The organism is Pseudomonas sp. CFBP13508, from assembly GCF_005233515.1.
Classification (GTDB): domain Bacteria; phylum Pseudomonadota; class Gammaproteobacteria; order Pseudomonadales; family Pseudomonadaceae; genus Aquipseudomonas; species Aquipseudomonas mercuritolerans.
Genome location: NZ_QFZZ01000002.1, coordinates 377954 through 398840 on the forward strand (window position 1 = coordinate 377954; position 20887 = coordinate 398840).

General features: G+C 60.6%; 16 protein-coding genes. 5 read left to right on the plus strand and 11 right to left on the minus strand.

The genetic code is table 11. The features are described 5' to 3' along the window. Nucleotides 1-184 precede the first annotated feature (184 nt). Complete coding sequence (locus PspCFBP13508_RS06260) at nt 185-1045, plus strand: MurR/RpiR family transcriptional regulator (protein WP_169842436.1); 861 nt, start codon at nt 185-187, stop codon at nt 1043-1045. Nucleotides 1046-1252: 207 nt separating this feature from the next. Here PspCFBP13508_RS06260 and PspCFBP13508_RS06265 read toward each other — a convergent pair whose 3' ends face one another. The 11 genes from PspCFBP13508_RS06265 to edd form a co-directional block, all read right to left on the minus strand. Continuing rightward, complete coding sequence (locus tag PspCFBP13508_RS06265; RefSeq protein ID WP_137213988.1) at nt 1253-2107, minus strand: D-hexose-6-phosphate mutarotase; 855 nt, start codon at nt 2105-2107, stop codon at nt 1253-1255. 314 nt (nt 2108-2421) lie between these two features. Beyond that, nucleotides 2422-3771, minus strand: coding sequence for a carbohydrate porin (locus tag PspCFBP13508_RS06270; RefSeq protein WP_016773536.1), 1350 nt, complete (start codon nt 3769-3771; stop codon nt 2422-2424). 193 nt (nt 3772-3964) lie between these two features. Beyond that, nucleotides 3965-5125: a sn-glycerol-3-phosphate ABC transporter ATP-binding protein UgpC gene (gene ugpC / locus PspCFBP13508_RS06275; RefSeq protein ID WP_073472036.1), complete on the minus strand. Its 1161-nt coding sequence runs from the start codon at nt 5123-5125 to the stop codon at nt 3965-3967. Nucleotides 5126-5127: 2 nt separating this feature from the next. After that, nucleotides 5128-5973: a carbohydrate ABC transporter permease gene (locus PspCFBP13508_RS06280; RefSeq protein ID WP_016773534.1), complete on the minus strand. Its 846-nt coding sequence runs from the start codon at nt 5971-5973 to the stop codon at nt 5128-5130. After that, nucleotides 5966-6874, minus strand: coding sequence for a sugar ABC transporter permease (locus PspCFBP13508_RS06285; RefSeq protein ID WP_016773533.1), 909 nt, complete (start codon nt 6872-6874; stop codon nt 5966-5968). The genes PspCFBP13508_RS06280 and PspCFBP13508_RS06285 overlap by 8 nt, the downstream gene beginning before the upstream one ends. Nucleotides 6875-6981: 107 nt before the next feature. Then, nucleotides 6982-8283, minus strand: a complete 1302-nt coding sequence (locus PspCFBP13508_RS06290; RefSeq protein WP_024014061.1) for an ABC transporter substrate-binding protein — start codon at nt 8281-8283, stop codon at nt 6982-6984. 118 nt (nt 8284-8401) lie between these two features. Next, entirely contained in the window at nt 8402-9661 is a 1260-nt protein-coding gene (locus tag PspCFBP13508_RS06295; RefSeq protein WP_137213989.1) for an AGE family epimerase/isomerase, read from the minus strand. Nucleotides 9662-9886: 225 nt separating this feature from the next. After that, complete coding sequence (locus PspCFBP13508_RS06300; RefSeq protein ID WP_137213990.1) at nt 9887-11356, minus strand: ATP-binding protein; 1470 nt, start codon at nt 11354-11356, stop codon at nt 9887-9889. After that, nucleotides 11346-12077 carry a response regulator transcription factor gene (locus PspCFBP13508_RS06305; protein ID WP_016773529.1) on the minus strand — a complete coding sequence of 244 codons (732 nt, stop codon included), beginning with the start codon at nt 12075-12077 and terminating at the stop codon, nt 11346-11348. Before PspCFBP13508_RS06305 ends, PspCFBP13508_RS06300 begins: the two co-directional genes overlap by 11 nt. A gap of 217 nt (nt 12078-12294) precedes the next feature. After that, complete coding sequence (locus tag PspCFBP13508_RS06310; protein ID WP_137213991.1) at nt 12295-13254, minus strand: glucokinase; 960 nt, start codon at nt 13252-13254, stop codon at nt 12295-12297. Beyond that, nucleotides 13251-15077, minus strand: coding sequence for a phosphogluconate dehydratase (edd, locus tag PspCFBP13508_RS06315; protein WP_137213992.1), 1827 nt, complete (start codon nt 15075-15077; stop codon nt 13251-13253). Before edd ends, PspCFBP13508_RS06310 begins: the two co-directional genes overlap by 4 nt. 220 nt (nt 15078-15297) lie before the next feature. Here edd and gap point away from each other — a divergent pair, with 220 nt between their 5' ends. The 4 genes from gap (at nt 15298) to PspCFBP13508_RS06335 (ending at nt 20803) form a co-directional block, all read left to right on the plus strand. Beyond that, a complete protein-coding gene (gene gap / locus PspCFBP13508_RS06320; RefSeq protein WP_016773526.1) occupies nt 15298-16299 on the plus strand; it encodes a type I glyceraldehyde-3-phosphate dehydrogenase in 1002 nt (333 codons plus the stop codon). A gap of 201 nt (nt 16300-16500) precedes the next feature. Beyond that, entirely contained in the window at nt 16501-17028 is a 528-nt protein-coding gene (locus PspCFBP13508_RS06325) for a sigma-70 family RNA polymerase sigma factor (RefSeq protein ID WP_016773525.1), read from the plus strand. A 101-nt stretch (nt 17029-17129) separates the two neighbouring features. Next, nucleotides 17130-18095, plus strand: a complete 966-nt coding sequence (locus tag PspCFBP13508_RS06330) for a FecR domain-containing protein (RefSeq protein WP_137213993.1) — start codon at nt 17130-17132, stop codon at nt 18093-18095. Nucleotides 18096-18217: 122 nt separating this feature from the next. Further along, nucleotides 18218-20803, plus strand: coding sequence for a TonB-dependent receptor (locus PspCFBP13508_RS06335; RefSeq protein ID WP_137213994.1), 2586 nt, complete (start codon nt 18218-18220; stop codon nt 20801-20803). The last annotated feature ends 84 nt before the right edge of the window (nt 20804-20887 follow it).

Consider the following 20887-nt stretch of genomic DNA (forward strand, 5'->3'; position numbering starts at 1 on the left):
TCAAGGCATCACTCAAGGGAAAATGTAGTAATAACCACAACATTTTCGCAGAATACTCAATCCGAGTGGTGGTCGCCCGGACGCATCAGTAGGATAGGCCACCGTCACGGGCCATATCAAAGGCCCAATTTGCATAGCCCGACGCAACTCTGCGTCGGTGAATCAGGAATTCCATATGGACCGCGTGCGAAATTTACTGGAACAGATCCAGAGTCGCCTTGAAGAGCTGAACAAGGCCGAACGTAAGGTCGCCGAGGTGATCCTGCTCAATCCGCAGCAGGCCACCCGCTTCAGCATCGCCGCCCTCGCCCAGGCCGCCTCGGTGAGCGAACCGACGGTCAACCGTTTCTGCCGCTCGTTCGGTGTCAGCGGTTATCCCGAACTCAAGCTGCAATTGGCCCAGAGCCTGGCCAGTGGTGCGGCGTATGTCAGCCGCGCGGTCGAGGCTGACGACAATCCCGAGGCGTACACGCAGAAGATTTTCGGCAGCGCCATCGCCTCCCTGGACAGCGCTTGCCAGGCGCTGGACCCGAACCTGATCAGCCGCGCCGTCGACCTGTTGATCCAGGCGCGGCAGATCCATTTTTTCGGCCTCGGCGCTTCAGCCCCGGTTGCGCTGGATGCGCAGCACAAGTTCTTCCGCTTCAACCTCGCGGTCACCGCGCATGCCGATGTGCTGATGCAGCGGATGATTGCCTCGGTGGCGCATACCGGCGAGCTGTTTGTGATCATTTCCTACACCGGACGTACCCGCGAGCTGGTGGAAGTGGCGCGGATCGCCCGGGAGAACGGCGCTTCGGTTTTGGGCCTGACGGCGGAGAATTCGCCGCTGGCCAAGGCCAGTACTTTGAGCCTGAACATTCCGTTGCCGGAAGACACCGACATTTACATGCCGATGACGTCGCGGATCATTCAGTTGACCGTGCTGGATGTGCTGGCGACGGGGATGACCTTGCGCCGTGGCGTGGATTTCCAGCCGCATTTGCGCAAGATCAAAGAGAGTTTGAATGCCAGCCGGTATCCAGTGGGTGACGAGTTCAACTAAAGATCAAAAGCCCCTCACCCCAGCCCTCTCCCAGAGGGAGAGGGGGCCGACCGAGGTGTCTTGCGCGGAACATCGACCTGAAACACTGAGTCGATTATGGATTCACCGACATTCATTCAGGTCGGCGAATCTCTCGAATATCCCCCATTCGGTCCCCTCTCCCCCGGGAGAGGGCTAGGGTGAGGGGCTACGATGTGGCTGACACACTCAAGCAGCCGCCCACGCCTGCAAACTCAAATGCGCCTTCTCCCCCGGCGCCAAGTGCAGGCTGTCCGTGCCGCCCGCCGCTGCCTCCACACAGACGAATTCGGAAATCTCGTCCCAACTCACCCCCAGCAACGGCCGCGCGCCGGGATGCCAGACGACAGTGTCGCCGCTGTCACCGGTATCGATGCACAACTCGCGCTGCCAAGCGTGATCCTTGAGCTGTAATTCGCCGTCATGCTGGAACACCCGCTGACACCCGCCATCAACGCGCAACTCACCTTCCTGCTGACAAATCTGACGGTTCAACTGGTCATAACCCTGTGCGCCTTCGAGCCCAGACAGCGCTATCTCACCGACATCGCCAATACGCCAGTAAGCGTGCAAAGCCTGGCTCAACTGGCACGGCATGTCGTCCTGATGCTCGGTGCTCAGGCGTAACTCCATGCGTTCGCCCAGATGCGCGTGCAGGTCGACCTGCCAATCGCACAGCTGCAATTGCCAGTGCAGACGCACGCCATCCTCGGCGCTGCTGCTGTCGAGCAGTTTCCAGTCGAGCAATCGCGCCCAACCGTGCGACGGCCACGCGTTTTCGCTCGGATGACGGCCATACCACGGCCAGCACACCGGCACGCCACCGCGAATCGCGCCGACATGCGGCCACTTCGCCGCGCACCACAACCACGGCTTTTGCCCGCGCGGTTGAAAGTGCAGCAACTGCGCGCCCTGGCGACTGAACACCGCCTGACACAGCGGATGATCGATCACCAGCACGTCGCGCATCTGATAGCGCTCCCAGGCGAACACCGGTCGCTCGCGCAGGGACTTGAAGAAGCGTTGCAGCGGATGCTCATGCATTGGCTACGGTCCTGAAGATCATGGGGGTACTTATCAATCCAAAAGCCTTGCATAGCACTTTGTGGCGAGGGGATTTATCCCCGCTGGGTCGCGAAGCGGCCCTGGAAACCATTCACCGAGGTGTATCAGCCAGATTGTGCTTATAGGATTTGGGGCCGCTTCGCAGCCCAGCGGGGATAAATCCCCTCGCCACAAAAAACTCTCCAGCCACAAAAAATCATCAAGCATCACATCTGACCTGTGTCACAAAAAAAAGCGGACAGCCTTGGCTGTCCGCAAAATGCGCACATAGAGAGGAGCTTATCGCAGACGCGTCAGAACGTTGACTGAATTTTCAGGCCAGCGACCAAAGCGTTATCGACTTCATCCACACCGCCCGGATGGGTGATGTATTGCAGGTTGGGACGCACGGTCAGCCAGTTGGTGACATGGATGCCGTAGTTGAGTTCGTAGTTGTATTCGGTTTCACGAATCGGCGAGAACGCGGCGTTGTCGTAGTCGGACACACCGTTCGCAGCGTTCAGCAGTTCAGCGTTGCGCTTGACGTCCTTGTTGACGTGGATACGCGCCGCGCCGATACCGATGTCATCCTTCGGACGCGCATCGAACGGGCCTTTGTAGACAAACATCACCGACTGGTAGTTGTCGATGAAGTTGGTGTCCTTGTCGTGGAAAGTCGCGTTGGCAGCGATGTTCAGACCGCGAGTCGCATCACCGTTGTGGCTGGTGAGTTGCTGTTGCGCAACGAACCAGTAACCGCTTTTGCTGTTGTGCGACTTGTAGTCATCACCGGTCGTTGCCGCATCGAGACCGTTGACGTCTTCGCGAACGTCGTCGGCATCCGCCGTGCTCTTGTAGTAACCGACGCGGTATTCGCCCGGCAGGCTGTTGACCTTCGGCGACCAGACCAACTCAACCGGCAGCACGGTACCCTTGGTGCCACTGCCGCTGAGCTTGAAGCCGTTGCCGTGTTCCAGCTGCGACGGGTTCTGGTTGTACGCACCGATTTGCGCGTAGAGCTCGTCGTTGATGTTGTACTTCACACGGATCGCAGCCTGGCTGACTGGCCAGTTGTACCAGATGTTGGTCGCCCAGTTACCCACTTGCGAACCGCAGAACGCCAGGTTCTGAAAGTCGCACGGGAAGGTGTTGAAATCTTCGCCTTCGCCGAAGTAACCGGCCTTGACGTCGAGCTTGTTGTCGAAGAACTGGTGCTGAATCCACAGTTGGGTCAGACGCACCATGTGGCCACGGCCGTAGACTTCCTGCGAGGAGCTGAGGGTGCCGGCACGCGGATCGCCAACGCGGTCGTTGGAGATGTTGTAGCCGTTACGATTGGTCAGCTGGATCTTCGCTTGGGTGTTGTCCCAGCCCCACAGCTTCTGCAGGTCAAGGGCCACGCCCAGACCGAACTGGTCAGCGTAACGCGCAGTCTTGTCGTCGTTGTAGCCGCCGTTCAGGTTGGCGCCCATCTCGCCAACGTAGTCGGCCTTGATGTCGATACCCTGCTCGATCAGCTTGGTGCGCTCGCCGCCCCAGTCGCCGGTCATCCATTTGGAGTCGGAGCTGAAGGCATCCGCCGCCATCGCATTACCGGCCAGCACCAGTGCAGCTGCCGCAGAAACCTGGCAGATCAACCGGGCATTGACGTGTTTCTTTTTCATCCCTACATCCTCGTCTTTATTGTTATTAACTGTTTTTATCTAACGCGGTTTACATAAAGTGCAGTGCTCGACAGGCCGGGCACTGCTTGCCCCCTGTGGGAGCGAGCCTGCTCGCGAATGCGGTGGAACAGGCGACATCAATGCTGGATGTCAGACCGCTTTCGCGAGCAGGCTCGCTCCCACATTTTGTACTTCAGCGGCCTTTGAATTGCGCCACATTCGCCGACCGGGTCTCTGTCTGCACCTGGCCCGCAACGCCCAGACGCTCGCCGGTATTGGCATCGAACAACAACACTTTCGATGGATCGAACTGCAGCGTCAGGCTTTCGCCTACCTGCGGTGCCACGTCCGGCGCCAGTCGGCAGCAGACCTTGGTGTCGTTCAAGTTGACGAACACCAGGGTGTCCGGACCGGTCGGTTCAGTGACCTGCACTTCGGCGCGGATGCTCGGCAGACCATTGCCCTCGCCATTCGCCAGAACAATCTGCTCCGGGCGCAGGCCGAGAATCACTTCGCGATCTTCAAGCCCGGCGTCCTGCATGCTCATCGGCAATTCGCAGCGCGCCTGGCCGCTGTCGAGCAGCGCCAGCAGACGACCGTCCTTGCGCTGCAAACGCAGGGGAATGAAGTTCATCGGCGGCGAACCGATAAAGCTCGCCACGAACAGGTTGGCCGGGTTGTTGTAGATGTCTTTCGGCGTACCGAATTGCTGAATGATGCCGTCCTTCATCACCGCGACCTTGTCGCCCAGAGTCATCGCTTCGATCTGGTCGTGGGTCACGTAGACCGTGGTGGTTTTCAGGCGCTGGTGCATCAGTTTCATTTCGGTGCGCATCTCGACGCGCAGCTTGGCGTCGAGGTTCGACAGCGGTTCGTCGAACAGGTAGATCTTCGGCCGCCGCGCCAGAGCACGGCCCATCGCCACGCGCTGTTGCTGACCACCGGAGAGCTGGCCCGGCTTGCGATTGAGCAGGTGTTCGATCTGCAACAGCTTGGCCACACGGGCGACTTCTTCGTCGATCGCTGCCTGCGGCATCTTGCGGATCTTCAGGCCGAACTCGATGTTCTCGCGCACGCTCATGGTCGGGTACAGCGCGTAGGACTGGAACACCATGGCGATGTCGCGATCCTTGGGGCTCATGCCGCTGACGTCCTGATCACCGATCATGATCGCGCCGCCGGTGATGGTTTCCAGACCGGCGATGCAGTTCATCAGGGTCGATTTGCCGCAGCCCGACGGGCCGACGAGGATCAGGAATTCACCGTCCTTGATCGACAGTTCGATGTTCTTCAGGGTGTCCGGCAGGCCGGCCCCGTAGGTCTTGTTTACGTTGCGAAGTTCAAGCGTAGCCATGATTACCCCTTGACCGCGCCGGCCGTCAGCCCGCGCACGAAATACTTGCCTGCGACCACATAGACCAGCAGGGTCGGCAGGCCGGCGATCATCGCCGCTGCCATATCCACGTTGTATTCCTTGGCGCCGGTGCTGGTGTTGACCAGGTTGTTCAGCGCCACGGTGATCGGTTGCGAATCACCGCTGGAGAACACCACACCGAACAGGAAGTCGTTCCAGATCTGGGTGAACTGCCAGATCAGGCAGACCATGATGATCGGCGTCGACATCGGCAGGATGATGCGGCGGAAAATCGTGAAGAACCCCGCGCCATCCAGCCGCGCAGCCTTGACCAGCGCATCGGGGATGCTCACGTAGTAGTTGCGGAAAAAAAGCGTGGTGAACGCCAGACCGTAGACCACGTGGACGAAGACCAGGCCGGTGGTGGTGCTCGCCAGGCCCATCTTGCCGAGGGTGAACGAGGCCGGCAGCAGCACGGTCTGGAACGGCAGGAAGCAGCCGAACAGCAGCAGACCGAAGAACAATTGCGAACCACGGAAGCGCCACATCGACAGCACGTAACCGTTCAACGCACCGATGGCGGTGGAGATGATTACCGCCGGTACGGTGATCTTGATCGAGTTCCAGAAGTAGCCGTCAACCGTGGCCCAGGCCTTGACCCAGCCAATGCCGCTGACCACGGTCGGCCAGCTCAGCAGGTTGCCGGTGCTGATGTCTTCCGGGGTCTTGAAGCTGGTCAGCAACATCACCACCAACGGCACCAGATAGAGGAACACCGCAAGGATCAGCACCGCGTAGATCGCGATGCGACTGAAGCTGATCGCAGGTTTGGCAGCAAGACTAGTCATGACGCTTGGTCCTCAGCTCGGAGTACAGGTAAGGCACGATGATCGCGAGGATCGCACCGAGCATCAGAATCGCACTGGCCGAGCCCATGCCCATCTGGCCGCGACTGAAGGTGAAGGAATACATGAACATCGCTGGCAGGTCGGAGGAATAACCCGGGCCGCCGGCGGTCATTGCCGCAACGAGGTCGAAGCTCTTGATCGCGATGTGCGCGAGGATCATCACCGCACTGAAGAACACCGGACGCAGGCTTGGCAGCACGACTTTCCAGTAGATGCGCGGCATGCTCGCGCCGTCGATCTGGGCGGCACGGATGATCGATTGGTCGACGCCACGCAGGCCGGCGAGGAACATCGCCATGATGAAGCCCGAGGCTTGCCACACAGCGGCGATCACCAGGCAGTAGACCACGCGATCAGGGTCGATCAGCCAGTCCAGACGGAAGCCTTCCCAGCCCCAGTCACGCAACAATTTGTCCAGGCCCATGCCCGGATTGAGCAGCCATTTCCACGCGGTACCAGTGACGATCATCGAGAGCGCCATCGGGTACAGGTAAATGGTGCGGATAAAGCCTTCGCGACGGATGCGCTGGTCGAGGAACACCGCCAGCAACACGCCGATCACCAGGGTAATGCCGATGAACATGCCGCCGAACACGGCGAGGTTCTTGCTCGCCACCCACCAGCGATCGTTGTCGAACAACCGCGCGTATTGCGCCAGACCGGCCCACTTGTAGTTGGGCAGGAAGGTCGAGGTGGTGAACGACAGAATGAACGTCCACAGGATGTAGCCATAGAAGCCCACCAGCACGATGAACATGCTCGGCGCCAGCACCAGTTTCGGTAGCCAGCGCTGCAATGCATCGAACGGCGAGGCCTTGCTGAACACAGCAACAGAACTCATGGGGAAATCCACAAAAAAAGATAAAAACAGCTTCAAGCTTCAAGCTACAAGCTGAGCAGAGCAGTGCTCTAACTTGCAGCTTGCAGCTTGCCGCTTGCAGCTACGGCTTATTTAGCTGACTGAACCGCCGCGCCGAGTTTCTTCGCCGCATCGGCCGGGTCGGCTTTCGGGTCGTTGATGTAGTTGGTGACTACGTCAAAGAACGCGCCCTGCACGGCCAGCGTGGTCGCCATGTTGTGCGCCATGCTCGGTTGCAGGCCGCCGGACTTGGCGTCCGCGAGGAAGTCCTTGGCAGCGGTCTGCGCGCAGGAATCGAAGCCGAGCTTGTCCATGTTGTTCAACATGTCGTTGCGCACCGGGATCGAGCCTTTGTTGATGCTGAAGACTTTCTGGAAGTTCTCACCCAGCACGACTTTGGCGATGTCCTGCTGACCGGCCGCAGTGCCTGCGTCCTTCTGCTTGAACACGGCCAGCGAGTCGATGTTGTAGGTGAACGCCTTGTCGGTGCCCGGGAACGCTACGCACTCGTAGTCCTTGCCGGCGACTTTCTTGGCGGCGGTCCATTCGGACTTGGCCCAGTCACCCATGATCTGCATGCCGGCCTTGCCGTTGATCACCTTGGCCGCTTCGAGGTTCCAGTCCTGGCCTTTGCCGTCAGCGTCCATGTAGGTCGCGACTTTCTTCAGCTCAGTGAGCGCCTTGACCATTTCCGGGCCGGTCAGCGCTTTGTTGTCGAGATCGACCAGGGCTTTCTTGTAGCCATCCACGCCCATGACCGAGAGCACCACGGCTTCGAACACAGTGCTGTCCTGCCAAGGCTGACCGCCGTGGGCGAGCGGAATGAAGCCCGCCGCTTTCAGCTTGTCGCCGGCTGCGTAGAACTCTTCGAGGGTGGTTGGATTCTTGGTGATGCCGGCTTTCTTGAAGACTTCCGGGTTGATCCACAGCCAGTTCACGCGGTGAATGTTCACCGGCACGGCCACGTAATCACCGTCGTACTTCACGGTATCGGAGACTTTCTTGTCGAGCAGACTGTCCCACTTTTCCGACTTGGCGACGTCTTTCAAAACGTCGGTGTCGAGCAGGCCGGTCGACGCCCATTCCTGGATGTCCGGGCCTTTGATCTGGGCAACGCCTGGCGGGTTGCCGGCAACGGCACGGCTTTTCAGCACGGTCATGGCAGTCGCACCGCCACCACCGGCGACAGCGCCGTCTTTCCAGGTGAAACCGTCTTTTTCGACTTGGGCCTTGAGCACATCGACAGCGGCTTTTTCGCCACCGGAGGTCCACCAGTGCACGACTTCGACCGAACCTTTGGAATCGGCAGCGGAGACACTGAGCGGCAGGATTGCGAGCGGGAACAGGGAGGCGACAGAAATGACAGTAGCGAGGCGAGAAATCGCATTCATTCGAAATGTACCTTTCTTGTTGTTATGCATTGCAAGTCTGGTGCTTGCGCTGCACGGAGTTTAAACAGAGCGTTTCGCTTCGCAGGTAACGAAGGGACGCGTAAATGTCACGACATGGTTACACAGGAACAGGCCGGGACAACCGCGCCAAAGCCGTGGCCATGCTCGGCGCCAGCGGCAATCGCGGAATCAGCACAGCCTGCCAGGCGTGATACAGATCGGGCTTGCCCGGCCAGATATCGGCACTCGGGACATTCTGCGGATTGAGTTCGTGGTGCCAGCTGCCGTTGCAGCGGTCGATGAAATTGGTCTCGCAGAATTCCCAGAACAGTCGGTACCAGGTTTCGTATTGCGCGTCGCCGGTGCGTTTGAGCAAGGCGCTGGCGGCAGCGCTGGCTTCGGCGTGCGTCCAGTGCAGGCGATGGCGGACCACGGCTTTGTTGTGCCAGTCGAGGGTGTAGACAATGCCCGGCGCGCCATCGACATCCCAGCCGTGCCGGCAGTTGTTTTCGAAGAGTTTTTGCGCATCCAGGGCCAGCCAGCCCGGTGTAAGCATGCCGGCCTGCACCCGCGCGGCTTCAAGGTGCAGGAGCAAGCGCGCCCACTCGAAACCGTGACCCGGCGTGGTGCCGAAAGGACGGAAACCGTCAGCCGGATTGTCGTGGTTGTATTCGCGCAGCGGTTGCCAATCGCGATCGAAGTGTTCGATGACCATGTAGTCGTTGGCTGCAGCGTGACCATGGATGACCCGCTCGACGATGCGCTGGGCGCGCACCAGCCAGCGCGGATCTTCAGTGACATCGGCCAGCGCGAGGAACGCTTCGGTTGCGTGCATGTTGCTGTTGGCGCCGCGATAGGCTTCTTCTTCGCTCCAGTCGCGGTTGAAGAATTCGCGCATGGCGCCCTCTTCTTCGCTCCAGAAATAAGTGTCGATGATGTCGATGGCGTCATCGAGCAAGGCCTGGGCGCCGGGACGTTGCGCGACCACTGCGGAACTGGCGGCGAGTGCGACAAAGGCATGCAGATAGGCGTTCTTGCCGGTGTTGTCGTCGCGATGTTCGGCGACGGCAAACCAGCCGCCGTGCAACGCATCACGCAGTGGCCCGCGCAACGCGGCGATACCGTGGTCGACCAGTTCGGCAAACCCCGGCAGGCCCTGAATGTGGGCCATGGCGAAGCTGTGGGTCATGCGCGCGGTGTTCATGGTTTCGGCTTGCGCGTGCGCCTGCAAACGGCCGCGCTCGTCGAGATTGCCGAAGCCTTCGGGCAGCTTCGCAGCCTTGGCGAAATCCAGCAGACGCAGGCCTTCAGCGGCGAGCCATTGCTGGTGGGCAGGGGCGTTCAGCCAACTGCTGAAGTCAGGATGAAAGGTGTCCATGGCGTGACCCTTTTTTGTTGTTAGGACTGCGGGCAGTCTAAACAACGGGCCGGGGCGGGCTTGTAACGAAGGGGACGGTATTTGTCACTGGCCTGTGACATTTGGATTGATGCGTCTGACGTCTTCGCGAGCGGGCTCGCTCCCACAGGCGAACGCATTCCAACCGTCACAACGCGGGCGAATTTGGGAGCGAGCCTGCTCGCGAAGAACGATAACGCGGTCTGACTAATCAACACTGCGCGGCAACTGCAACGTCACCCGCAGCCCACCTTCACGCAGGTTCTGCAACGTCACCTCGCCGCCATGGCTATGGGCAATGTTGCGCGCAATACCCAGACCGAGTCCGTATCCCTGCTGCTGCCCCGCCAAGCGGAAGTGCGGCTCGAACACTTGCTCCAGCCGCTGCTGCGGCACGCCCGGCCCTTCATCATCGACATGCAGAACAAACGCGCTGTCATCGTCATCGATGTGCAGATGCGCGTTCTGCCCGTACTTCAAGGCGTTGTCGATCAGGTTGCCGATGCAGCGCTTGAGCGCCAGCGGCTTGCCCGGATACGCCGACAGCGCGCGCCCATGCTGGGTGACGCGGCCATTGCCGTTCGGCGCCAGATACGGCTCGACCAGGCAATCGAGCACATGGTTGAGATCCACCGGCTCGATGTTCTCGTGGATGTCGGTGTCTTTCACGCATTGCAACGCGCCTTTGACCAGCAGCTCCAGCTCATCCAGATCGCGGCCGAATTTGGCTTGCAGCTGTTCGTCTTCGAGCAGTTCGACGCGCAAACGCAAACGGGTGATCGGCGTGCGCAAGTCGTGGGAAATCGCGCTGAACAACTGGCTGCGTTCGGTCAGGTAGCGGCTGATGCGTTCGCGCATGGTATTGAACGCTCGGCCCACCTCCACCACTTCACTGCCGCCGCCCTCCGCCACCGGCTCGACGTCGGCGCCCAGCGACAGATCCCGCGCCGCCCGCGCCAGGCGCTTGAGCGGCCGGCTCTGCCAGTGCACCAGCAGGCCGATGAACAACAGCAAGAAGCCGCTGGTGAGGACGATAAACCACACCTGCTGCGCCGGCAGGCCTTGCTCTTCGAGGCTGGTGTACGGCTCGGGCAGCAACGAGGCGATGTACAGCCATTCCCCCGGAGCCATTTGAATCTGCGTGACCAGCACCGGCGGATTCACCGGTTCCAGGGTCAACGCGTAATGCGCCCAGGAGCGCGGCAATTCATCAAGTTTCAGTCCGGCGTTGAAAATGCGCAGGTCTTCGGGGCTGACGAAGGTCACCGAAATATCCGTGTCACGGCCCAGAGACTGGCGCAGCACCTCGTCCACAGCTTGCATCACCGCAGCCTTGCGCGGCGTCACCGGCAGCACGTCCATGCCCAGCGGCTTGTCGTTAAGGGTCACGACAAATCGGGTGCCGCCCATGCTGCGCAGTTGATCGAGCACCAGCGGCCGATAGGCGACCGGCAAGGAACGGAAATAGCTGACGCTGGCGGTCATCGAATGCGCCAGGCTGCGGGCACTGGTGACCAGGCCTTCGAGCTGGGTGGCGCGCAGTTGCGAAACCCAGATCACGCTCGACAGCGTCTGCGCGAACAGCACCGCCAGCAGAGTCAGCAGCAGCATCCGCCCGAGCAGCGAGCGCGGCACCGGTATGCGACTGGCGAACTTGCGCAGCGCCTCAATGAGCATTGCCGGCAACCACATTGGCTGCCAACTGATAACCGCTGCCACGCACGGTGCGGATCAACCGTGGTGGTTTTTCGGTGTCGCGCAGGCGTTGGCGCAAACGGCTGACGGCCATGTCGACGATGCGATCGAGCGGCATCAGATCGCGGCCACGGGTGGCGTTGCCGATGGTGTCGCGGTCGAGGATTTGCTGCGGATGATCGAGGAACAGTTTCAGCAGGGCGAAATCGGCGCCGGAAAGGATCACTTCCTCGCCGTCAGTGTGGAACAGCCGATGGCTGACCGTGTCCAGGCGCCAGTCGTCGAAGACCAGCACTTCGCTGCCGCTGCGTTCGTGGGCGAACTGTGCGCGGCGCAGCAGGGCCTTGATCCGCGCTTGCAGTTCGCGCGGGCTGAACGGTTTGCCGAGGTAGTCATCAGCGCCAAGTTCGAGACCGATCACCCGGTCGGCTTCGTCGGAACTGGCGGTCAGCATGATGATCGGCACCTGCGCCTGACGCGGATGCTGGCGCACCCAGCGGCACAGGCTGAAACCGTCTTCGTCGGGCAGCATCACATCGAGGATCACCAGATCGCTCGGCGCCTCGTTGAGCGCCTGACGAAAACCGGCACCATCGGCGGTGGCCCGCACCTGAAACCCGGCGCGGGTCAGGTAGGTTTCCAGCAACTCGCGTATTTCCTGGTCGTCATCGACCAACAATATCGACTTGTTGACTGAGCTCACTTCGAAGGCATCCTTGTTGTTGGAGTTGGGGCGGATTATGCCTTAAGCGCTGATTTTACAAACACCACAAAACCACTGTGGAAAACAAACCTGTGGTGAGGGGATTATGCCTGCTGGGTTGCGCAGCAGCCCTGGGCTTTTTGGGGCTGCTTCGCAGCCCAGCGGGGATAAATCCCCTCGCCACAGATAAATCCTCTCACCAAGAGGTGACTGCAGTTCAGGGTCGAATTGCTTGATCCAGCGCCACACCGGCGCCCACCAGGCCGGAATACGGCGCGGTCACCAGCCAGACCGGGATGCCTTTGAAGTAATCGCTCATGCAGCCTTTGTCGGCGAAGCAGCGGGCGAAGCCGCTGGCGAGGAAGAAATCGGCGAAGCGTGGAATCACCCCGCCAACGATAAACACGCCGCCGCGCGCGCCGGTGGTGAGCACGTTGTTGCCGGCAACGCGGCCGAGCCAGCAGCAGAATTGCTCGAGCACTTCCAAAGCAATCGGATCACCGGCGAGGCCGGCGGCGGTAATCGCTTCCGGCGTCTCAAGCTTCGGCTCATGGCCATCCACCGCGCAGATCGCCCGGTACAGCCGCGGCAGGCCGCCGCCGCTCAACGCGGTTTCCGCGCTGACATGGCCGATCTCGTTGTAGATGTGCTGCCACAATTGCGTTTCCCGCGGGCTGCTCAGCGGCAGGTCGACGTGGCCGCCCTCGCCCGGCAACGCGGCAAAGCGTCCTTCGCCGAGATCGAGCAAGGTGCCGACACCCAGGCCAGTGCCCGGGCCGATCACCACCGCCGGGCGCAACGGCTCCGGCGTGCCTTCGCAAACCACGCGGAATTCGCCGGGCTGCAAGCGGGTCATGCCCAGCGCCATCGCCGAGAAGTCGTTGGTCAGCAACAACTGCTCGACCTGCAAGGTCTTGCAGAACGCGCTGCGACTCAGCCGCCAGTGATTGTTGGTGAACTTGAATTCATCGCCACTCACCGGACCCGCCACCGACAGGCATACCGAGCCGATCGAGCCCGGCGCCAGACCGAGCCCGCTCAGGTACAGAGCGATTGCCTCTTCCGGGCTGGCAAAGTCGGCCGTGGCCAGCACCTGAACCGATTGCAGTTGCTGGTTTTGCCACAACGCGAACCGCGCGTTGGTGCCTCCGATGTCACCGACCAAAGCCAGTTTCAATTAAGCGTCTCCAGGGCAGAAGTGAAGGCGCTGGCGCCCTGCTCCGCCGAGCTGAAGGCCATGCGCATGAAGCCAAACAGCTCGCGGCCGCTGCCAATGTTGTTGCCCAACAGGCCTTTGGCAGGTTCGCGCGCTGCAAATTCGGCGGCGTCGACCTTCAGTTCCAAGGTGCCTTTGACGCCATCGACGCGGATGATATCGCCCTCTTGCACGCGCGCCAAAGCACCACCGACATAAGCTTCCGGGCTGACGTGAATCGCTGCGGGGATTTTCCCCGACGCGCCGGACATGCGCCCGTCAGTCACCAATGCCACTTTGAAGCCGCGATCCTGCAGTACGCCGAGGAACGGCGTCATCTTGTGCAGCTCCGGCATGCCGTTGGAGCGCGGGCCCTGGAAGCGCATCACGGCGACAAAATCCTTCTCCAGCAGACCGGCCTTGAATGCGTCCGCCAGGTCCTGCTGATCCTGGAACACCATCGCCGGTGCTTCGACGATCTGGTTTTCCAGCGCAACCGCAGAAACCTTCATCACCCCGCGACCGAGATTGCCCTCCATTACGCGCAGACCACCCTCCGCCGAGAACGCACGCGCCACTGGACGCAGGATGTTTTCGTCGAGGCTGTTGGTCGGGCCTTCGCGCCAGACCAGCTCACCGTTATCGAGGAACGGCTCCTTGGTGTACTGGCTCAGGCCATGGCCGAGCACAGTGTTGACGTCTTCATGCAGCAGGCCGGCGCCGAGCAGTTCGCGGATCAGAAACGACATGCCGCCCGCTGCCTGGAAGTGGTTGATGTCGGCTTTGCCGTTCGGGTAGACGTGGCTCAGGGTCGGCACGACTTCGGAGAGGTCGGCCATGTCCTGCCAGGTCAGTTGAATGCCAGCGGCCATGGCGATGGCCGGCATGTGCAGGGTGTGGTTGGTCGAGCCGCCGGTGGCGTGCAGGGCAACGATGGAGTTGACCAGCGCCTTCTCGTCGACGATTTCGCCGATCGGCATGAAGTTGCCGTTCTGCTTGGTCAGGCGTGTGACCTGATGCGCGGCTTCGCGGGTCAGGGCGTCGCGCAGCGGCGTGTTCGGGTTGACGAAAGAGGCGCCCGGCAAGTGCAGGCCCATGACTTCCATCAGCAACTGGTTGGTGTTGGCGGTGCCGTAGAACGTGCAGGTGCCCGGGCTGTGGTAGGACTTCATCTCCGATTCCAGCAGCTCTTCGCGGGTCGCCTTGCCTTCGGCGTACTTCTGGCGGACGTCGGCTTTTTCCTTGTTGGAAATCCCCGAAACCATCGGCCCGCCCGGTACGAAGATCGTTGGCAGATGACCGAAACGCAGCGAACCCATCATCAGGCCCGGGACGATCTTGTCGCAGATGCCGAGCATCAGCGCGCCGTCGAACATGTTGTGCGACAGCGCCACGGCGGTCGACATCGCGATCACTTCGCGGCTCGGCAGGCTCAGTTCCATGCCCGGCTCGCCCTGGGTCACGCCATCGCACATGGCCGGAGTGCCGCCGGCGAACTGGCCGACCGAGCCGATCTCGCGCAGGGCATTCTTGATTTGTTGGGGGAAAACTTCGTACGGCTGGTGCGCCGAAAGCATGTCGTTATACGAAGACACAATGGCGATGTTCGCCGAGTTCATCATCCGCAGGCTGTGCTTGTCTTCAGTGCCGCACCCGGCCACGCCGTGGGCGAAGTTGGCGCATTGCAGCTTGCCGCGCATCGGGCCGTCGGTGGCCGCGCCGCGAATCAATGCAAGGTAAGCCTGACGCGTGGCGCGGCTGCGGGCGATAAGCCGTTCGGTGACCTCAAGAACGCGGGGATGCATGTGTAGAACTCCAGGCTAACGGATGTGGCGACCTGATTGTCTATGCTGATCAAACGCCGTTGTTGTTGGAATGACAGACGGCTTTTTTGACCATTCGGACCAGTTGATTCAGGTCACTCGTTGTAGATAAAACAAAATATTGCCACTAAAAAGGCTTGTTTTCTATTTTTATGCGAATAATCTTGTAATTCCAACAACAAAACGACGGCGGCGCTGTTCCATGACTCTTCGAATTGCAATCAATGGTTTCGGCCGCATCGGCCGTAATGTCCTGCGCGCACTGTATACCCAAGGCTATCGTCAAGACCTGCAGATCGTCGCGATCAACGATCTGGGTGACAGCTCGATCAATGCCCATCTGCTCAAATACGACACCGTCCACGGCACCTTCGACGCCGAAGTGGCGCACGATAACGAAAGCCTGACGGTCAATGGCGACCGCATTGCGGTCAGCGCCATTCGCAACCCGGCCGACCTGCCGTGGGCCGCAGAAAAAATCGACGTAGTGTTCGAATGCACCGGTCTGTTCACCGACCGTGCCAAAGCCGCCGCGCATATCAGCGCCGGCGCCCGCAAGGTGATCATTTCTGCCCCGGCCAAAGGCGCCGACGCCACCGTCGTCTACGGCGTCAACCACGACATTCTGCGTCAGTCGCACCAGATCATTTCCAACGCTTCGTGCACCACCAACTGCCTCGCACCAGTGGCGCAGGTGCTGCATCGCGAGTTGGGCATCGAAAGCGGCCTGATGACCACCATCCACGCCTACACCAATGACCAGAACCTCACCGACGTCTATCACAGCGACCCGTACCGTGCCCGGTCGGCCACGCAGAACATGATCCCGAGCAAGACTGGCGCAGCCGAAGCGGTAGGCCTGGTGTTGCCGGAACTGGCCGGCAAACTGACCGGCATGGCCGTGCGTGTGCCGGTGATCAACGTGTCGCTGGTCGACCTCACCGTGCAACTGAAGAAAGAAGCCAGTGCCGACGAAGTCAACGCCCTGCTGAAAGCGGCGAGCCAGCATTCGAAGATTCTCGGCTACAACACCTTGCCGCTGGTTTCCAGCGACTTCAACCACAACCCGCTGTCTTCGATTTTCGACGCCAACCACACCAAAGTCAGCGGCAAGTTGCTCAAGGTGCTGGCCTGGTACGACAACGAATGGGGCTTCTCCAACCGCATGCTGGATAACTGCCTGGCGTTGTGTAACGCGGAATAATCCCGGCCGGTCCCCAATCCCTGTGGGAGCGAGCCTGCTCGCGAAAGCTATATCTGTCAGTCAATATGGAGCTGACTGACACGATGCCTTCGCGAGCAGGCTCGCTCCCACACGAGATCCGATTTCAATTCGAAATCAGCACTTGACCATTCAGTTGGATGATAAGCATTATCATTCGCTCAAAATGGATCAGGTCCTCCCGTGAGTCAATCGCGCTTCAACCACGTCTTCCTCGCCCAGCGTACTTCCCTGCTGCGCACGCTGGAACGGATGGTCAACAATCACAGCACCGCTGAAGACCTGTTGCAGGAGACCTACCTGCGCGTGACCCGGGCGTTGAGCGAGCGGGCCATCGATCACCTTGAACCCTTTGTGTTCCAGACCGCGCGCAATCTGGCGCTGGATCATTTGCGTGCGCGCAAGATTCATGCGCGGACCATGGTCGACGATGTACCACAGGACGTGGTGCAGAGCATCGCCGCGCCGGCCAGCAGCGCTGAAGACGCCGCCCATGCCGAACAATTGCTGGAGCGTTTGAACGTGAGCCTCAGCCAACTCAGCCCACGCCAGCAGCAGATTTTCATCCTCAGCCGCCTGCATGGGCACAGCTATCAGGAAATCGCTGATGAACTTGATGTTTCGCTGAGCACCGTGCAGAAGGAACTGAAACTGATCATGTCGATCTGCATCGGCGTTGCCGAACGACATAACGGCAGCGGCAAGTTTTGAGCTGCACGCTACAAGTAAAAACAAAAAGCAGTATTGCATCCGGCTTGCAGCTTGCAGCTTGAAGCTAGAAACTGCTTCGCCAGAAGCCCTGAGGAACCACCGTGACGGACACCCACCGCCCGCCTTCGCCCGATTCGGCGCGGGACGCTGCAGCTGCAATGGACCAGGCGCTGGACTGGCTCATCGTGCTCGGCAGCCCGGATGAGGAACAGACCCGGCAATTTCATGCCTGGCTGGCGGCTGATCCTTTGAACGCCGAGGCGTTCGCCAAGGCCCAGGCCATCTGGGATGGCCCGCAAGTCGCACTGTGCGCCGAAGCCCTGGCGGCAAAACCGGTAAAAATCACTTTTCTCAAACGCTTGCGCCCGCACTGGAAACCGCTGGCCACCGCTGCGGTGTTGATCCTCGGGCTGTTCAGTTTCAGTAATTTGCCGATGCGCATTCAAGCGGATCACCTCACCGTGGTCGGCGAGCGTCAGCGCTTGCAACTGGAGGACGGCTCGAAGGTCCTGCTCAATACCAATTCGGCATTTTCCAGCACCATCAACGATCAACAACGTGTGGCCCGGCTGTTTCAGGGCGAGGCGTTTTTCGAGATTGCCAGCGGGCGCAGTCAGCCGCTGGAGATCGACGCAGGCCCGGTGCAGGCAAGCGTGCACGACACCGCATTTGCCGTGCGTTATCTCGACGGGGTCGCGCAGGTCAACGTGCAGCGTGGTGATGTCGATCTGCGCGCCACGCACAACGATGCCCGGGTGCGCCTGCGCGCCGGGGAAAGCATTCGCATCGGCCCCAATGGATTTGATCGCCCGGCCAAGCTCGACGCCAATGCCGACCTCGCGTGGGTTGAAGGCCGACTGGTGTTCGAGAACTGCCCGCTGAATCAGGTGCTGGCCGAGCTGCGCCGCTACTACCCGGGCTGGATCATCAACAACAACGAGCAACTGGCCGACGTCGCCGTCACCGGCAATTACCGTCTCGACCAGCCGCTCGACGTGGTCCGCTCCCTCGCCCACATCACCTCGGCGCGCCTGCAGGAATTCCCTGCACTGGTGATCCTGAACTGAATGAGAATTATTTTTACTCGATAGCTCGCGGTAGTACGTCTCGTTATAGCCAATGCAATTGATTCGCATCTAACCATGCCGATCAGCACCTATAAAGATTCGTGCGACACGGAGCGCTATCGATGTCCTCACGCCTTACCCGCCAGACTGCTTCCCCTTCCCGCGTACTGTCACTGCTGACTGCGGCCATCCTCATGGCTGGCACCGCACCGCTGCTGGCGGCCACCGAGCAACCGACACGCAACATGGGCGATTACGCCTTCGCCATCGGCCAGCAACCGCTGGTTTCGGCACTGAATGCCTTTACCGCCGTGACCGGTTGGCAGGTCGGCTTGCCGGCAGAGCTGGGGCAGAACGTCTCGTCGCCGGGCGTGCGCGGTTCGCTACCGCCGGAGAAAGCCCTCGAGCGCCTGTTGGTGGGGACCAACCTGAGCTTTCGCAAGCTGAGCAACAACAATGTCGTGCTGGAAAAACGCAACAGCAGCGGCACCCTCAATCTCGATCAGGTGACCATCAGCGCCACTCGCCAGGAACAGTCGGTCAACAGCGTGCCCTCGACGGTCAGCGTGCAGGATCGCCAAGCGCTTGACCGCAACAACGTCAATACCATCAAGGATCTGGTGCGCTACGAGCCAGGCGTTTCCGTTGGCGGTGCCGGTCAGCGCGGCGGCATCAGTGGCTACAACATTCGCGGTATCGACGGCGACCGCATCCTGACTCAAGTCGATGGCGTGGAAATCCCCAACGGCTTCTTCAACGGCCCGTATGCCAAGAGCCAGCGCAACTACGTCGACCCGGAAATCGTCAAGCGCGTGGAAATCCTGCGCGGCCCGGCCTCGGTGCTGTACGGCAGCAACGCCATCGGCGGCGCGGTCAGCTACTACACGCTGGACGCCGACGACATCATCAAACCGGGCAAGGACGTCGGCGCGCGCCTGAAAAGCGGTTACAGCTCCGCCGATGACAGCTGGCTGAAGTCCGCCACCGTCGCCGGGCGCAGCGGTGAGTTCGACGGTCTGCTGCATTACAGCCAGCGAGACGGACACGAAACCGAGTCCTTCGGCGGCAACAACGGCACCGGCCTTGCGCGCACTGCCGCCAACCCGGAAGACGTGCGCGCAACCAACGTCCTGGCCAAGCTCGGCTGGAACTACAACGACGATTCGCGCCTGGGCCTGACCTACGAAAAGTACAAGGACGATCGCGACACCGACCAGAAAAGTGCCTACGGCGGCCCGTACGCCAATGGTGCGCCGACCATCCCGAGCAGCGTCCTGCCCGGCGGTATGTACCAATGGCGCACCGGTAACGACACCATCACTCGCGAGCGTTTCGGCATCGAACACTCGTTCGCCCTCGACAGCCTGCTGGTCGATAACGTTAAGTGGAGCCTCAACCACCAGATCGCCAAGACCGACCAGAGCACCGAAGAGTTCTACTACCCCATCACTCGTAAAGTGCTGCGTACCCGCGACACGATCTACGAAGAAAAACAGTGGGTGTTCGACGCGCAACTGGACAAGGCCTTTGCCATCGGTGACACCGATCACCTGCTGACTTACGGCACCACGATCAAACAGCAGAAAGTCACCGGTTCACGCAGCGGCGACGGCACATGCCTGGCGGTCGGCCGTGGCTGCACGGCGATTGGCGCGACCAGTGCGGCGGATGTACTGGCCAAGGCCTCTGATTTCCCCGATCCGACCATCAACACCTACAGCCTGTTCGCCCAGGATCAGATCAGCTGGAACGACTGGACCTTCCTGCCGGGCCTGCGCTACGACTACACCCAGCTCAAGCCGCACATCACCCGGGAATTCCTCAACACCGTAAATGCCGATGGCAAAGGCACGGTCAGCGACAAGAACAAGACCTGGCACAAAGTCTCGCCGAAATTCGGCCTGACCTATGCGCTGACGGACAACTACACCTGGTACGGCCAGTACGCCGAAGGCTTCCGCACGCCTACGGCAAAATCGCTGTACGGGCGTTTCGAGAACAGCGCCACCGGCTATACCGTTGCGCCAAATTCTGGCCTCGAGCCGGAGAAAAGCAAAGGCTTCGAAACCGGCCTGCGCGGGAATTTCGAGCAGGGTTCGTTCGACGTCGCGGTGTTCTATAACAAGTACCGCGATTTCATCAACGAGGACGCGGTCAAGCCGGGCGATGATCGGTTGACCTTCCAGAGCAACAACATCAAGCGCGCCACGATCAAGGGCGCGGAAGTCAAAGGTCGCTTGAATCTGGACGCGTTCGGCGCGCCGCAAGGCCTGTATACCCAAGGTTCGATCGCCTACGCCTACGGGCGCAACAGCGACAACGGCGAGCCGATCAACAGCGTCAACCCGCTCACCGGCGTGTTCGGCCTCGGTTACGACCAGGACAACTATGGCGGTCTGCTGAGCTGGACCGTGGTGAAGAAAAAGGATCGCGTCGACGACAGCAACTTCAAGTCGCCGGACGGCGTCAGCAGCCAGTTCAAGACCCCGGGCTTCGGCATTCTCGATCTGGCCGGCTATTACAAAGTCAGCGACGACGTCACCGTCAGCGGCGGCGTCTACAACCTGACCGACAAGAAGTATTGGCTGTGGGATGACGTGCGCGGTTACGACAGCGTTGGCGAAGCCTCGGTGACGCAACCGGCCAACCTCGATCGCCTGACCCAACCGGGACGCAACTTCGCGATCAACCTGATCTGGGACATCTGATCCGCCCGGCCTCACTGCGCGTGTTCGCGCCGCGCAGTGGGTTTTTTTTACTGTCCGGCGTCCGCCCGTACGTCTTGTTATCAA

Excerpts from the sequence above, each read along its gene's own strand:
- PspCFBP13508_RS06265 (WP_137213988.1), bottom strand. The coding sequence starts at position 2,107 with ATGCATGAGCATCCGCTGCAACGCTTCTTCAAGTCCCTGCGCGAGCGA.
- PspCFBP13508_RS06270 (WP_016773536.1), bottom strand. The coding sequence starts at position 3,771 with ATGAAAAAGAAACACGTCAATGCCCGGTTGATCTGCCAGGTTTCTGCG.
- ugpC (WP_073472036.1), bottom strand. The coding sequence starts at position 5,125 with ATGGCTACGCTTGAACTTCGCAACGTAAACAAGACCTACGGGGCCGGC.
- PspCFBP13508_RS06280 (WP_016773534.1), bottom strand. The coding sequence starts at position 5,973 with ATGACTAGTCTTGCTGCCAAACCTGCGATCAGCTTCAGTCGCATCGCG.
- PspCFBP13508_RS06285 (WP_016773533.1), bottom strand. The coding sequence starts at position 6,874 with ATGAGTTCTGTTGCTGTGTTCAGCAAGGCCTCGCCGTTCGATGCATTG.
- PspCFBP13508_RS06290 (WP_024014061.1), bottom strand. The coding sequence starts at position 8,283 with ATGAATGCGATTTCTCGCCTCGCTACTGTCATTTCTGTCGCCTCCCTG.
- PspCFBP13508_RS06295 (WP_137213989.1), bottom strand. The coding sequence starts at position 9,661 with ATGGACACCTTTCATCCTGACTTCAGCAGTTGGCTGAACGCCCCTGCC.
- PspCFBP13508_RS06300 (WP_137213990.1), bottom strand. The coding sequence starts at position 11,356 with ATGCTCATTGAGGCGCTGCGCAAGTTCGCCAGTCGCATACCGGTGCCG.
- edd (WP_137213992.1), bottom strand. The coding sequence starts at position 15,077 with ATGCATCCCCGCGTTCTTGAGGTCACCGAACGGCTTATCGCCCGCAGC.
- gap (WP_016773526.1), top strand. The coding sequence starts at position 15,298 with ATGACTCTTCGAATTGCAATCAATGGTTTCGGCCGCATCGGCCGTAAT.
- PspCFBP13508_RS06335 (WP_137213994.1), top strand. The coding sequence starts at position 18,218 with ATGTCCTCACGCCTTACCCGCCAGACTGCTTCCCCTTCCCGCGTACTG.